The organism is Chitinophaga ginsengisegetis (assembly GCF_900168065.1).
GTDB lineage: Bacteria > Bacteroidota > Bacteroidia > Chitinophagales > Chitinophagaceae > Chitinophaga > Chitinophaga ginsengisegetis.
Window position 1 is genome coordinate 197091 of sequence record NZ_FUZZ01000003.1, and the last position, 14482, is coordinate 211572.

At 38.9% G+C, this 14482-nt stretch carries 11 protein-coding genes; 1 reads left to right on the forward strand and 10 read right to left on the reverse strand.

Going from position 1 to position 14482, the window contains the following annotated elements:
* Positions 1 to 5: 5 nt before the first annotated feature.
* From B5Z18_RS19405 to B5Z18_RS19440, 8 genes are all read right to left on the reverse strand, one after another.
* Positions 6 to 1289 carry a hypothetical protein gene (locus B5Z18_RS19405; RefSeq protein WP_079471151.1) on the reverse strand — a complete coding sequence of 428 codons (1284 nt, stop codon included), beginning with the start codon at positions 1287 to 1289 and terminating at the stop codon, positions 6 to 8.
* Complete coding sequence (locus B5Z18_RS19410) at positions 1279 to 2721, reverse strand: lipopolysaccharide biosynthesis protein (protein ID WP_079471152.1); 1443 nt, start codon at positions 2719 to 2721, stop codon at positions 1279 to 1281. The genes B5Z18_RS19405 and B5Z18_RS19410 overlap by 11 nt, the downstream gene beginning before the upstream one ends.
* Complete coding sequence (locus B5Z18_RS19415; RefSeq protein WP_079471153.1) at positions 2721 to 3347, reverse strand: HAD family hydrolase; 627 nt, start codon at positions 3345 to 3347, stop codon at positions 2721 to 2723. Before B5Z18_RS19415 ends, B5Z18_RS19410 begins: the two co-directional genes overlap by 1 nt.
* Positions 3347 to 4510 carry a sialidase family protein gene (locus tag B5Z18_RS19420; RefSeq protein WP_079471154.1) on the reverse strand — a complete coding sequence of 388 codons (1164 nt, stop codon included), beginning with the start codon at positions 4508 to 4510 and terminating at the stop codon, positions 3347 to 3349. Before B5Z18_RS19420 ends, B5Z18_RS19415 begins: the two co-directional genes overlap by 1 nt.
* Positions 4511 to 4555: 45 nt before the next feature.
* Positions 4556 to 5290: a 3-deoxy-manno-octulosonate cytidylyltransferase gene (locus tag B5Z18_RS19425; RefSeq protein ID WP_079471155.1), complete on the reverse strand. Its 735-nt coding sequence runs from the start codon at positions 5288 to 5290 to the stop codon at positions 4556 to 4558.
* 7 nt (positions 5291 to 5297) lie between these two features.
* Entirely contained in the window at positions 5298 to 6869 is a 1572-nt protein-coding gene (locus B5Z18_RS19430; RefSeq protein ID WP_079471156.1) for an aldolase catalytic domain-containing protein, read from the reverse strand.
* 102 nt (positions 6870 to 6971) lie between these two features.
* Positions 6972 to 8060 carry a Wzz/FepE/Etk N-terminal domain-containing protein gene (locus tag B5Z18_RS19435; RefSeq protein WP_079471157.1) on the reverse strand — a complete coding sequence of 363 codons (1089 nt, stop codon included), beginning with the start codon at positions 8058 to 8060 and terminating at the stop codon, positions 6972 to 6974.
* Positions 8061 to 8081: 21 nt separating this feature from the next.
* Positions 8082 to 10547 (reverse strand): SLBB domain-containing protein, encoded by a 2466-nt coding sequence (locus B5Z18_RS19440; RefSeq protein ID WP_079471158.1) that lies wholly within the window; start codon positions 10545 to 10547, stop codon positions 8082 to 8084.
* Between the two features lie 516 nt (positions 10548 to 11063).
* On the opposite strand from B5Z18_RS19440, the gene B5Z18_RS19445 reads away from it, so the two are divergent.
* The gene (locus B5Z18_RS19445; protein WP_079471159.1) at positions 11064 to 11564 is read left to right on the forward strand and encodes an RNA polymerase sigma factor; all 501 of its coding nucleotides are present in this window, start codon (positions 11064 to 11066) and stop codon (positions 11562 to 11564) included.
* A 63-nt stretch (positions 11565 to 11627) separates the two neighbouring features.
* Here the strand turns inward: B5Z18_RS19445 and B5Z18_RS19450 are convergent, their stop codons facing one another.
* Complete coding sequence (locus B5Z18_RS19450; protein WP_079471762.1) at positions 11628 to 12845, reverse strand: sterol desaturase family protein; 1218 nt, start codon at positions 12843 to 12845, stop codon at positions 11628 to 11630.
* 219 nt (positions 12846 to 13064) lie between these two features.
* Entirely contained in the window at positions 13065 to 14477 is a 1413-nt protein-coding gene (locus B5Z18_RS19455; RefSeq protein WP_079471160.1) for an RtcB family protein, read from the reverse strand.
* Positions 14478 to 14482: the final 5 nt, after the last annotated feature.

The window sequence follows — 14482 nt, forward strand, 5'->3', positions numbered from 1 at the left end:
CATTGTTAACCCAGGTCCACAATTGTATTGTTGAAAATAACAGGATAGTTAGAAATATTCAATCCAATAATATAATCCAGCTTTTGTTCTACCTCATTATTATAAATATCCAGATTATCCATCTGCCGCAAATTTTTTATTTGCATACTGAGCTCTTCAACAGAAGTAAATATATCATCTCTCACTCCAATACCGTTTTCAAAGGAATCATCACTAAAACGCAACGAAGGAACACCATATATATATGACTCATAATACGCAGCTGTATTAATTGCCAGAGAAAAATCAAATTTATCACTTTGTAGCAATTCCGTCAACGTTAGATTGTCCATTAGAATAACTCCCACATCCTTAACTTTTTCTTCATATAACGAAGCATCCAGCGTCGGATGCAGTTTAAAGTATAGTTGGACATTATCTTCTCTATTCTTTTTTTTATACTCTTCAAGCATGTTTATCAGCTTAAAATTGCTTTCAGCATACTTATGGCGGGCTAAAAAAATAATACAGCGGCTACATTTTATAGGAGAAGATTTTCTTACAAAATGTGCCTTTCTCGGATATCCACCGATCAGTAATCTATCAGCTGCGATGCCATAACTTACAAACTCGTCCCTGGTGTAGGCTCCCCAGCAAAAATGGAAGTCAGAAATAAAATTCTCATAGGCTAACGCGTCAATAGGTATATCTCGCTGAAAAATAAAGTATAAGCCGTGCTGTAACGAATATGTCGGTACTTTTCTTTTCTGAAAATACGATGTAAAAATCGCCTCATATGGGTGTACACTGCTAAAGGCGAGGTAGCTTTCATACTTAGTTTCCAGAGAAAACTTTTCCAAGGCATTGATGCAATTGTAGTAATGAACAACTCTCACAAAAAGAAATAGTTTTTCTTTTGTTGTTAAATAAGGTAGGGGAGTTTTAAAAATAAGTCGATATGCTTTAACTATATTATATCCGCTGAAACATATGCTATATTTACAGTCGTTTAAATCAACTGGATATACATCACCCAGTTTATTATTTATAAATTCGAATATTTCATAATAGTCTTTTCTTCTGTTATATCGCCCCATTGTGCTGAGCACTTTAGCTAAAGGGAGCTCTTTAATCATTGAAAAATCCAGCCTCACAAATGCAAACAGGCAACTTTTAAAAGAGAAATTCACTCCCGAATAAACAAGCATGATAAGATCTAGTGCTACGATCTTATCTATACTATACCCTTTAAAATCAACTTTAAGTAAGCTCTTTATTTTTATATAGCGCTTAAAAGAATCACGATCCATCTCGTTTCAAAATTTTTTTTAAACTATCATTACTAAACAGCTTTCTATCCAAAAGATATACAACAATAAAATAGTAAATAATTGAAATAAAAATGCTCCAAATCTTTACAAAAGCATAATGGTTATAAATAAGTTTAAAAGAAACAGCGATCACCAGGGAGATCAATATCGTTTTTAGGTAGCTTTTAATTGGGAAATAGTCTAACAATGAAACTTTCAACCTCCTATTCATAATAGTTACAGGTAAAATATATCCAAGATAGGTACTTAATATCCCTGCGTAAACAGCTCCCATTACCCCCCATTTTAAAATAAAAAAATAATTCAAAATGAAATTGATTACTAAGTTAATAGTAGTATTTATGAATACCCACATTTGCAGACCAATTGCATTCATCATCATTGAAAACAATACTACTGTACCGAAGAAGCGCAGGGTATAAATTTGAAAAATATAGCCGGAAAAGGCAAACTTATCTGAATAAAGCCAGGTAATAAGCTCCTGGCCAAAAACCAAACAATAAACAAATATTGGGACCAACAAAAAAGTGACTTTCTCCGTGGCCCGTTGAAGATTATCAACTATTTGTTTGAAATCGCCCTCATGATAATTCTTGGATATCCTTGGCAATAAAGCGGTAACTACAGACCCTGTAATAATCCCAATAAACGGAAAAACAAAAGCACCAACCTGGTAATCGGCAAAATCACCAGGCCCTAACATGCTTGATATCATAATTCTGTCCACAATGAGATACAAATTACTTATTACAGCAACCAGGCACAAGGGATAGAGATAAGAGAATTCTTCCTTTTTAAGAAATACATTGTTCTTTAGTTTGAGAAATGGCGCGACCTTAGGTAATAAAAAGATTAACCTGATGCTATCGACCAGTAATTGTCCTAAAAGAATCTCTTTAATATTAAATTTTAGAAAAAAAGCAATTACTAAAAGGCAGATGCAGAATATCAGATAAAAGACATTATTCCAGATATAGTAATATAAATTATGGGTCAATAAGCAAAAATTCGAAAAATAAACAAATAATAAGCGCACTAAAGCAATCCCTGCAATAACTAGAACGTAGTTGGTCATAAACGAATTATCCAACCGCAGGGCCAACCATTTGTTAAGAGCAAGGAATAAAATGACCAATGATATCGAAGTCAGAGATAAAAAAATAAAGAATCGCTTGAAAGCTCCTTTATGCTGATCTGTATTCACATACTTTCCAAAGAAAAAGCTCAATGCATTGGGTATGCTTGAGGCGATAACCGCCAGGAAGTTTATTAATACAAATAACTGCTGATAACGTCCAAAATCAGCTTTATTAATAATCAACCGGGCAACGAAAATACTAAATAATAAGCTTGTTAATACCTGGAATACATTGCTTATAGATAAAAGTATACTTTCTTTTCGTAAGGACATCAAATGTGCTTTAATTCAGAAAAACTTTCAATATAATTATAGCCCTTTTCTTTCAAAGAGGGGTTGTTATATCCCCAAAAAGAGATACCATTTAAACTGGCCGCATCAAAATCGTTTTGAGAATCTCCTATCAAACAGATTTCATCTATAGAGTAAGGTACCTCGCCCAACAATTCAGCCACCAACTTATTCTTAACGGTTGGCGAGCCATTTATGGATTTAAAATATTGACTCAGATTAAGCTTGGAACATAAAAAGCGCAATTCATTCTGGTCAGATCCAGAAACGATATGAAATTCGTAATCTTTGTAATGCTTTGCTATAAATAAATTAGCATCCTGGATAAGGTTGGCGGGATCAACTAACATTTCGCGCATAATATTTGAAAACGCATCTGCATACCTATTCACCTCTTCTTCTGAAATTGGCTCACCCAAAATTTGTTCAAAAAAATAACGTATTTTATGATATCTGGATAACCCTCCGTTTTCTCGGTGATACCGGATTAACTCATCTATTGCATTATGGGGAAATGCCGATAATATTCGTATAAATCCAACATCTCTAATGTGCATTGAGTCTAATATTACCCCATCAAAATCCCAGAAAATGCTTTTTATACTCATTAGTTATCTATTAGTACTTTTTTTATTTGTGGTTTTCTAATATTCGAACTATCTATAATCATCTTTTCGGTAAGCTTCACCATTAATATCTCCTTTGCTTTGTATCTTTCACGGTCATAGACCACATAAATAGTCCCATCTTTATCTTCCGAAGCATCTGGGTATGAAACTTCATTACGGTCATCAATTAACATTTTATATGGCCAGGTCTTTCCGTCATCTGCCGAAAGAAAAGCTGTCAAATTCGTCCTTTCCCGACTATTATTCATTATTAAAATTAATCTTCCAGAGCTTAATTTCCGGATATGAAACCTACTACAAGCGGCCGGACCACAACGTTTAAAAAATTGGGCCTGCTCCCATGTACGTCCCGTATCGGCAGAATACGACTCATAAATTCCCCTTTTACTTCTTATCAACGCCCATAATCTACCATCCTTAAGTTCTACAATCTGATGCTCTGAAACTTCTTCGTATGTTTTATCAATCCCTATTTTCCCGATGAATAACAAACTATCGGATTGAGACCGATAAACATTAACTCCGGCTTCTTCCGGATGCTGCGGAGCTTGCATGAAATCGTAAACCTTATTCCAATACGCAATTGGATATACTACCTCTTTATTAATCAAAGTAGGTTTATTCATCATCACGCCATTTGCCAATCGTTTAGGTGAGGACCACGTTATGCCCGACACGTCTCTTTCTATGTTCCACACTCCACCTACGCCGTCCCATGACTTCCGAAAACATTGAGCCCAGTACAAATGCAATTTGTTGTGCTCATTATCAACCCAAAGACAAGGATCAAAAACCCTATATCCTGCATTGGGTTGAACGATAACAACATTTTTCTTCCAGGTAACTCCATCATCCATACTTTTCGCCATAACAATGTAGTTGCCGATCTCTTCTCCATTTCCCCCTGAATACCATGCCGTCCATATTTCTTTGTTGGGTAACAATTCAATAGTAGGAATCCCTTGCCATACTTTTTTATTGTAAATTGGATCCTGTGTATCATAAATGATAGTGACAGACTTTACTGAGGGATCGTATGATTCCAAAGGATCTTCTTTTTTGCATCCAAGTAAAATAAAAATCAGACAAGTCACGATTGCCGTGAATGCAAATTGGGTCTGAACTCGAGTATAAAAAAGCATGCATTAAGGCTTAAAGTGGTATAGGGAATGTATTAATGAATTGTATTAATTTTTATTACGCATAGCTTCTTCAACCCGTTTCACATCATCTGGGATATCGACAGCCAAAGATGTTCTTGAAGTCCTTACCATCTTAATTGGTATTCCCAAATCAAAAAAACGAAGAATTTCAATATCCTCATATTTTTCAAACTCAGCCTTTTCTTTACAATTCCCAAATGCTTCAAGTTCTTTATAGTTAAACGCATAAATACAAACTTGCTTAAAGTAGATAGGATACTGATCTCCTTTCTCTTTAATTCCCGGAATTGCTAATCTGGACATATAGACCAGGTCATCATTCTTATTCGCAAGTACTTTAGGAATATTAACGTTCTGAGGATCTTCCTGTAAATCAATCGGGAACATTCCATTGATGATTTTGTCTGGGTACTGCGCCTTTACTGCAGCTATCTGTTTAATATCATCAGGGTTCAACATTGGCTCATCACCTTGAACATTAATATAAATATCAGCTTTGATAAGTTTAGCCACTTCCCATACCCTGTCAGTTCCTGTTAAACAATCAGAGGGTGTCATTACCACCTGAAAGCCATATTCCTCTACTTTGCTTTTTATCTGTTCATCATCTGTTGCTATAAAAGTATTTTGCTTTCCAAGCGCTTTTTCTACTATTTCAGCGACATGTATGATCATTGGTTTGTTTAAAATCTCCACCAATGGTTTACCCGGGAATCTGCTGGATCGAAACCTAGCAGGAATGACACCAATTATTTTCATTTTAAAATTAATCTAGATAAGAAAATATTGAAGACTGGGAAAGACCCTTATATTTTGTCGGAGTAAGTGCCTGTACAGCCTTTAAATTCAACGCTAAAGCCCTGTCAAATATATACTGATTCTCTTGTGCCAGTTCATATTGAGTAGCATTAATAATATCATCGATACCACTCCCTGATCTGTAACCATCAAATCCAACAAAATATAATTCATCTATTCCCATATCTATTGCAGTTTGAATAGAAACAGTCAACGGAGAATCATGATGCTTATCTATAAAGGTGATTTTCTGCAGCTCAAATGAATTTTTCACAACATCCTCAGGCACATAGGTTCCCATTCTCCTCGGAAACGGAGGTAGTATACATGAAACACTTAAAGCTTTCAGATTATCAAATAAACTGGAAAGGCGATGGCCCTCATTACCTATGAGGCAATAAAACTGAGTTGCTTCAATATCCTCATACCACTTTGCATTTCTCGTACTTGAATGGATGACACAATACTCATCATTGCTGTTTTCTAGTAACGCTTTCACAGCTCTGGCATGCTCTACAGCTGATTTACCGCCCCCAATAATAATAGCCTTTGTATGCTTTCCTTTTGTGGGCTCGAATGAAGGTAATTGAAGATTATCCATTACATTTTCCTTCTGATTATTCAAGGCATTAACAATAGTGCTGATGGAATATCTATTTTTGCCAACCCACTCCATAACATCTTTCTGAGGAAGAGAATTAGCTCCAGAAACCATATAAGGTAAATTAGTCCCCCATTCGTATTTCTTCTGATAAGCGGCAAATGCCGAAACTACATCGCTCAAAGCATTATAGTCAATAGAAAGCTTTTTCTGGGCATTCAAAACGGTCAACAATAATTCTGTTTTTAGATTGCCGGCACCTCTCCCCATTCCACTAATTGTAGCATCTATCATATCAGCACCGGCTTCTATCGCTGTTAAAGAATTAATCAAAGCCATTTCCACATTATTATGACCATGAAAACCAACAGGCATACTTAATACTTCTTTACATTTTTCTACCGCCGAACGTACTTCCTCAGGATACACACCGCCGTAGGAATCAACCAGACTAAAGTAATCAACAAGACCATTCATTGAAGGGAACTTCGCAAAAACATCCGGAGATTTCATAACCTTAGACATATACATGAGATTGAAGCCTACTTCAAAACCCAGCTTCTTAATTTCTTCAGCCAGCTTCAAGCCAGAATCAAATCTAACTGGATCAACAGCCATCCTCACTATATCAATACTTTCCTTTAAATGCCCTAATAAGGATGCAACATTTTCAGGAGCGTTATCTCTTTCATTTAGCATCACTGCTATTTTCTTGGAAGGCAGAGATTTACGAATATCATTAAGAATAAATTGCGGACAATAAAAAAACTCACCCAAATAATGGGTCTGAGGTAAACTTCTATAACCTACCTCCACTACATCAATTGGAAGCTTTTCGACGCTTTTAAAATAGACATCAAGCAGAGATTTATCAAAATCCCAATTTGTGTAATATCCTCCATCACGCAAAGTGCAATCCAATATTTTAACTTTATTCATTGTTAGTTCTTTAAAAGAATTCAGCTTAATAAAAAAAATATCTACAATTCATATCCATATTCGAATTCCCAACCGCGCTATCTTCTAATTAGCTATTATAGACTACTCACCTTTCATTACCTCAGCCCAAAAACTACGCAGCAATACTACCATAGTAGCAATGAACCCAAGAAGCATTCCACCGATTACAATCCCTTTAATTTTTCCCAGTTTCTCTATAACAAGTGGCAAAATAGGGCTGTCAACGATCTGTATGACAGGAGTTTCTCTTTCCATAGCAATCTTACTAATTTCAAGATTTTTGGCAATTTCAAGATACATTGCCTGTAATACCATTTTGTCACGCATACCAATTTCGGCACCAACCCCCGCCACTACCTTCGCTGGATTCAGATTAAAATCCTGAATGGCCGCAGCATCATAGGTTTTACGATTCAATAACAGTTTAAGAGAATCTGCCTGCGTCTGAAGCCTTTGTACATTGGTTTTAGTCCGCATCGTTTTGGTATCCGTATAAAATTCTATAGCTTCTCTCACCAGGGTTTCAGTGAAACCTTTAGAAAATTCTTCCATAGGCGATTTCAGCTTTACTTCAATAAAACTCAGTTTCTTATCTACCTTATCTATTACGAGGTAATGTCTAACCAGGTCATCCTGCATAACGTTTAATATGCTATCCTGGGCTAACGAAAAAGCTTTCCGATCTTGACCAACCGGATATTTTACATCAAACTTATCTTTTCTTCCTGCCCATTTCTTCCGAAGTTTTTTAAATTTAATATAGCATTCGGCCAGCGTTACCTTTTCTCCAGATACAGCTACCGGGGATAATAATGCCTTTTCAACGATTAGCCTTGATTTAAGAAACTCCATTATGTTATCCCCTTCAAATATACTGCTCTCACTTTTACCTCCCAGATCAATTCCGAATTGACCAGCAAGACTTGCATATGCACTAAAAGGACTATCATTATTTGCTTCCAGAACAAAAGTCAACTCAGCTACATAAGTTTCATCTGAGAGAAGCGATGCCCCTAATCCCAACAAGCCACCTATAACTACAGCTATTATTATTACCAATTTTTTCCTCCAGAGAATCTTAAATAATTGCTGTAACTTAATGATCAATTCCTTTAATGAAATCTCATTATTCTGCATTTCACTATGAGGATTGCCCTTAGATGGTTCCATGAATGTATAAATTATTAACCCTTACAATTTATTCAGAATAGTAACAATTATCAGCGCTATGGAAGCCAGACCGCTGGCCAAGCCGATCGCTTCACCACCTGTGAGTCCCTTCCTATCTTTCTTTGATGGCACATATACTTCTGCACCTGGTTTCACTTTGGGGTATTTATTAAAGAAGAATATCTTCCTTGTACTTTTTACCTCCCCGTTAGCATATACAACATAACTGCGTCTCTTCAATGCAGAAGCTGTATATCCCCCAGCCCCTCTTATATAATCCCGGAAAGCATATCCATTATCATAGCGAATCTTTTTGGGGAAATAAATTTCACCAAACATCTGCACTGTCTGCAATTTCTTTGGTATTTTCAATACATCTCCCTCCTCTAGCAGAATATCGTACTTCGATCCTGGTTTCTTCACAACGTCATCCAAATTAATTCCAAGCAACTGATATTTGCGTTCCATCATATTTTTAACACTGGTAATACTTGAACTATCTTCCAACTTACTGTAAAACAACTCTAACTTATTGTTGAGCAAGGCGCTGTCAGCACTACTGATATAAGTTTTGCGAAGCAATACTGCTCCTTCCGGAAAAGCCTCAGGCCTAAGCCCCCCTGACCTTTTTATCAGATCCGAAATATGTTCCCCTTTACTCACAATAGTGTATTGTCCGGGATATACCACTTCACCCTCAATAGAAATATTTGCCTGCTCACTGTACGCCGGAGATTTACGAATAACCACCTCGTCAAAGGGTTCCAATGCCACTTGTTCTCCTACAATGCTGCTCAGATCCGCGCTAATATCAAATTGTCTGATAATTGCCCTTGAACTGTCTTTACTGTTATACTCTCCTTTTCTGATCCGTCGGGACACTTCTACATGTTTCAACGATGCAGCATCTTTAAGCCCCCCGGCCAGTAACACCAAGTCTTCCAGGCGCATGCTATCAGCAAATGGAAAGGAACCAGGTTTGTTGACCTCACCACCAATCAATACTGAATACTGTTGTCTTAGATCCAGTTTAGAAAATATAATCACACTATCTTCCTTCTTAACAGGAATATTTGCTCTACCATTAATCACATCCTGCACATTAAAACTTATAATAGCCGGTGTGAAGTCATCCTGTAAACGACGGATAATACCCCGATTCAATGATGCTTCCTCTCTAACACCATCTGCCTTTTTAATCAGATCTGAAAGTGTCATGCCAGGCTCAAGCCCATAATTCCCAGGATGAAAAACAGCCCCACTGATTGTGACACGATTGCTGAAGCGGTTTAAGATAGAATCAACAAAGAACTGGTCACCGGATTTAAGCTTAAAAGAAGCAATCTGATCAGCTGGTACGTTAATTACTTCCCGTTCCTTATTATTAATACGATAACCTGTAATATTTTCTTTAAATGATCCATCTGTGTAGCCACCCGCATAGTCAAGAATGTTCTGCAATGTTTCATTGTCCTTCGCTTCAAAAATTGCCGGACGCTTCACTTCTCCTAACAACTCAACCCTGGTTTTGTAGGGATTTACTTTCACAATATCTTGATCCTGTAAAACAATATTATTCGCCAGATCTCCTTTAGCGATAAAATCATACAAGTCAAAAGTCGTAATCACCTGTCCGTTGCGGATCACTTGTATATTCCGGAATGAGCCATTTTCATCTGGGCCGCCGGATACATACAGCGCATTGGCCACTGTTGCCAGAGATGGCAATGTATATGAACCTGGCTGATAAATTTCGCCTATCAGCAAAACACGGATACTACGGATATCCCCTAAAGAAATCTGTACAAATGTTTTACCGCTTGATATAGTTGAATAAATAGTAGACAATTGCTTGGTAATTCTATTCTTAGCTTCGTCCATAGTCAAGCCGTTCACATAAACAGGCCCAAGATTAGGGATTCTGATGTACCCTTCCGAAGTCACGGTCAACTTATATTGCACTTCTGAATAACCATACACATCAATCATTACCTGATCATCTGCAGCCAATTTATAGTTGGAGGGAGTAGGTATTCGCAGGTTGGGTTCAAACGTCAGGTTCTTATTTGTAAATAATTCAGCGCCAAATATCTTCCTTCGTTTAATGTCCGAGGGACTTACATTTTGCCTGAATAAATCAACCTTACTTGTATCCGAATCATTGAATGATCTTCCTGAATATTGGTTATCCTGCTGAAAGATCTCTGTACTTTTCTTTTTATCCAATGTTTTATCCAACCCAAGCATCTGTATCCGGCTCTTCAACTTTTCCGCCTCACTTGACGGAATACCTTTCTCTTCCGCATAGGAATCTATATCATCCATTCCCAGATTGTTCTGTTTCATCTCAGCAACAATCCGCCTGATCTGATCATCTGATAAATTATCTACGTTTACTTGCTTTATCTGAGCTGGGGACGGTACCTGTGCCATTACACAAAACCCTACAAACAGGAACAGTTGGACCAACAGTATTTTTCTTAACATGTATAATAGGATCTAAACTTTCTCGAATACCTTTTTTGGAAACAATCTTATCCGGCGCCGGCCAAATAAGGTGCAAATCTATTAAAAATAACATATAAATGTTAGTTCCTAACACTTTTAACCTGAAAACCTTATGAGCTGTCTGATATACGTTTAAACATCTTTCCGGGTGTTGGACTCACCCTTACGCAAATATGCATCCAAATATCACCTGGCCCTTAATTTTAAGTTATTTATAATATGTGAATATTATTAATACAATAACCCAATCTTTTTTTCTCTCCTTTACGTTAATGTATATAGAGAGTCACCTGTATTTACCTGTTTTAGAAAATTTGGATCACAACTTAAACTACCACCTGTTTTACCGATCTAAGTACTGGCATAAGACGAATTGCTTGAGAATCAATTAAAATAACGGAAAAAAATCATGTATTAACTGCCCCCAAGGCATCCTTAGAAAACGTCTTTTACCCCCTTTTTTGTTTAAATTAGTTAAGGCAAAACTTAAACATTATGTCGTCTGTTGAATTTAACACCTTGCTTGTCGGAAACGCTGATTTCCTGAAACCCTTTGCTTTTACACTCACCAAAGATGCCGAACAGGCAAAAGATCTTTATCAGGAAACCCTTTTCAGAGCCCTGTCCAACCGGGAAAAATACCTGGAAGGCACAAATATCCGCGCCTGGCTATTCACCATTATGCGGAATATCTTTATAAATCATTACCGGAAAAAATTGAAACATCGCACCGTCGCAGAACCCAGCGCCAGCGAATTCTTTATAAACCACCACCAGAATATAGTCAGCAATAAAGCGGCCTCTAACTTACAAATGAAAGATATCCATGTGGCAGTCTACCATCTGCCGGGCATCTTCAAGAAGCCATTTATGCTTTACTACGAGGGTTACAAATACTTCGAAATTGCCAATATGCTGAAAGAACCACTGGGCACCATCAAAAGCAGAATACACTTCGCCCGGAAAATTCTCAAATCACAGGTCCCCAGGCAATAATCCCCTACCAGTACCGGAAATCCCAGCACACAGCTATCCAGCCAAAACGCCGGAACAGCACTGCTATGAACGGGGATAACCATACACCAGGCGCAGATAATGCTCTTTAAGGTGCGACTGGAAATAAAAAGCAGTAATCATTATAATAGCAGCTGCACAGAGAAATGCAGGATGAGGCCAAACATAATAGCCCGCCAGGCAAAATACCAGGTAACGGGCATACTCCAGGTAAAAGACCCATTTCTTCTGCTCCATAATTGCTCCACAGTTGATCAGCGTAAGCAGGATCAGCAGGGTTACGCATACCTGTATAAATACCGGCACATAATGCTCCAGCAGCAGGAAGGAAAACAATACAATCAACGTGGCCACAATCTGCCACAACACATAATTAAACAATTTGGGCGCTTCCGTGATATGAGGATTACGCAGCAGGAACTTTTCTTCCAGGATCTTCCGCGCCCCGGGATCTACATTATCCGGTTTGCCAAAAACGATCCGCAACTTATTCCTCCAGCCTTTCGCCTGCCGGGCAGAATACAACATCTCCAGGATAAAGTGGAAATGCTGCCATAAAAAGCTATTACTTTCCAATGGCTTGGTTAAACCATACACCGGCTCCTCTTCTTCCTTTACAAAAGTGCCAAATAATTTATCCCATATTATAAATACATCCCCGTAATTCTTATCAAGGTATTGCGGATTGCTCGCATGATGCACCCGGTGATGCGAAGGCGTTACCAATATATATTCCAGTATCCCCAGCTTGCCAATAGTGCGCGTGTGAATAAAAAAAGGATACAACCCATGCACCAGCAGCATACTGGTAATCATGGCAGGAGGAAATCCGATCACCGGAAGTATAGCCCAGAAACCGGTACGTATGAAAGCCTGGAACACCGTAATCCTCGCAGATACCGTGTAATTGAACTCCTCACTCTGATGATGCACCACATGCGCACACCAGAACACGGTCACTTCATGCGCCAGCCGGTGATACCAGTACCAGATAAAATCCGTACAGATCAGCAACGCCACCCATAACAATACACTGGATTTAATATCAAAAATGGCAAAATGACGATACAGGTAGTCGTATACAAAATAAAAAAGACCTACTGTAAACATATCCAGTAAGCGCTCTGCAATACCCACACTCAGGTTGGTAATAGAATCATTAAACTTGAAATAAGTCTTTCCGTTTTTTCGCGCCACCAGGTATTCTAACCCAATAAAAGTCAGGAAAAAAGGAACTGCCAATGCCAGGTAGTTTAAATGCACTTGATATAATTTAAAATCCGGAAATCCAAATAGTAAGACATAGGCTAATACACGGTGCCAGCCCATGCATAGGTTTACTGGTAAAAACTGGTGGTGGTAAATTACCACAATGATAAGGAATAAAATTTAATTATCCTACTATTTTAATAGACTAATAAAAACGAAAGGCGGAAACAACTTTCGCCGTTATCCGCCTTCGCTTCATTGCATATATTTTTATCAGTCTTCCGGAGGTCCGCCATCAGCCATCCGCACCACTTTGGGCACAAACTGACCAATCACTTCCACCAGCGCTGTTTGCGCCGCCATTACCGTATCAATATTTTTATACGCACCTGGCGCTTCGTCTAATCCACCTCCAATCAGTGTTACACCATGTTCAAGTAACTGCTGCTTCAACACTTCGTTAGTGATAGATGACTTTGCCTTCGTACGCGACATTAATCTTCCGGCGCCATGCGAAGCCGATTGTAAACTACCCTCTTCACCCTTTCCACGCACAATGAATCCCGGCGCTGTCATGGATCCGGGGATTATCCCCAGTACTCCCTTTCCTGCCGGTGTTGCCCCTTTCCGGTGTACAATCACTTCTTTCCCCTGGTACATTTCTTTCCAGGCAAAATTATGATGATTCTCCACCCTTGCCAGTAAAGTAGCGCCCATCGCATTAATCAGCCGTTTGTGAATCAGGTGGTGACAGGCAGACGCATAGTCACCCGCCAGGTTCATCGCCAGCCAGTACTCCTGCCCTTCCTCCGTATCCAGATCCAGGTAAGCCAGGTGCTTTGCATGTTCCGGTAACGGGCAGATCTCTTTTGCAAGCTGCGTATAATGCCCTGCTATCTGCGCACCCATTCCGCGCGAACCGGAGTGGGATAGTAATGCCACATACTCACCGGGCGCCAGCTGCCATTCATTCTGCGGATCAGTAATCGTTGCAATTCCCCATTCCACGAAATGGTTGCCGGAACCGGATGTTCCAAGCTGACCCGCCGCCTTATCAAACAGGTTCCTAACAAACTTTATCTCCTTAAATTCACTTCTCTCCAGCACCGGGTCCGCCTCCCGTTTCTTCCACTCCGCACCGGCGCCGAATTTGGTGAAGGTCATCAGCTGCTTTGTATACGACGTTTCGTTCATTAACAACGTTTGCACCGGCAAATCCAGTACGCTCAAACACATACGGCAACCAATATCCACGCCTACGCCGTATGGTATCACCGCGTTATCTGCGGCCAATACACCGCCTATCGGTAATCCATATCCCTGGTGGGCATCCGGCATTAAGGAACCAGCAACGGCAACGGGTAAACGAACAGCGTTATTCAACTGCTTCACCGCGCCTTCTTCTATATATGATTCTCCGTAAACGGAATAAGGCACGGGCGTTTCACGCAAGGCAATCACTGCCGGCGCAGCAGGAACCAACAGTTCCTGTGCTATTTCGCCCAGTATGGCGTCATCTGCATATGCGGCAGGATCCGCCAGCACTTTGGTTAACAATGCAATTGCCTCTTCTTCTGTATAGTGTCCGTAATGTTTTTCTATAACATCCATAGCTATACGAAAAACAGGGCTTTGGGGGTAACCTATCTCCAGTAATTTTTTACCATTGATTTTTAAACTTGACATAAAGG

What these genes read in the sequence shown, in the direction of transcription:
- B5Z18_RS19445 (WP_079471159.1), top strand. Translation starts at nt 11,064, where the DNA reads ATGTCGTCTGTTGAATTTAACACCTTGCTTGTCGGAAACGCTGATTTC.
- B5Z18_RS19435 (WP_079471157.1), bottom strand. Translation starts at nt 8,060, where the DNA reads ATGGAACCATCTAAGGGCAATCCTCATAGTGAAATGCAGAATAATGAG.
- B5Z18_RS19410 (WP_079471152.1), bottom strand. Translation starts at nt 2,721, where the DNA reads ATGTCCTTACGAAAAGAAAGTATACTTTTATCTATAAGCAATGTATTC.
- B5Z18_RS19455 (WP_079471160.1), bottom strand. Translation starts at nt 14,477, where the DNA reads ATGTCAAGTTTAAAAATCAATGGTAAAAAATTACTGGAGATAGGTTAC.
- B5Z18_RS19440 (WP_079471158.1), bottom strand. Translation starts at nt 10,547, where the DNA reads ATGTTAAGAAAAATACTGTTGGTCCAACTGTTCCTGTTTGTAGGGTTT.
- B5Z18_RS19430 (WP_079471156.1), bottom strand. Translation starts at nt 6,869, where the DNA reads ATGAATAAAGTTAAAATATTGGATTGCACTTTGCGTGATGGAGGATAT.
- B5Z18_RS19415 (WP_079471153.1), bottom strand. Translation starts at nt 3,347, where the DNA reads ATGAGTATAAAAAGCATTTTCTGGGATTTTGATGGGGTAATATTAGAC.
- B5Z18_RS19425 (WP_079471155.1), bottom strand. Translation starts at nt 5,290, where the DNA reads ATGAAAATAATTGGTGTCATTCCTGCTAGGTTTCGATCCAGCAGATTC.
- B5Z18_RS19420 (WP_079471154.1), bottom strand. Translation starts at nt 4,510, where the DNA reads ATGCTTTTTTATACTCGAGTTCAGACCCAATTTGCATTCACGGCAATC.
- B5Z18_RS19405 (WP_079471151.1), bottom strand. Translation starts at nt 1,289, where the DNA reads ATGGATCGTGATTCTTTTAAGCGCTATATAAAAATAAAGAGCTTACTT.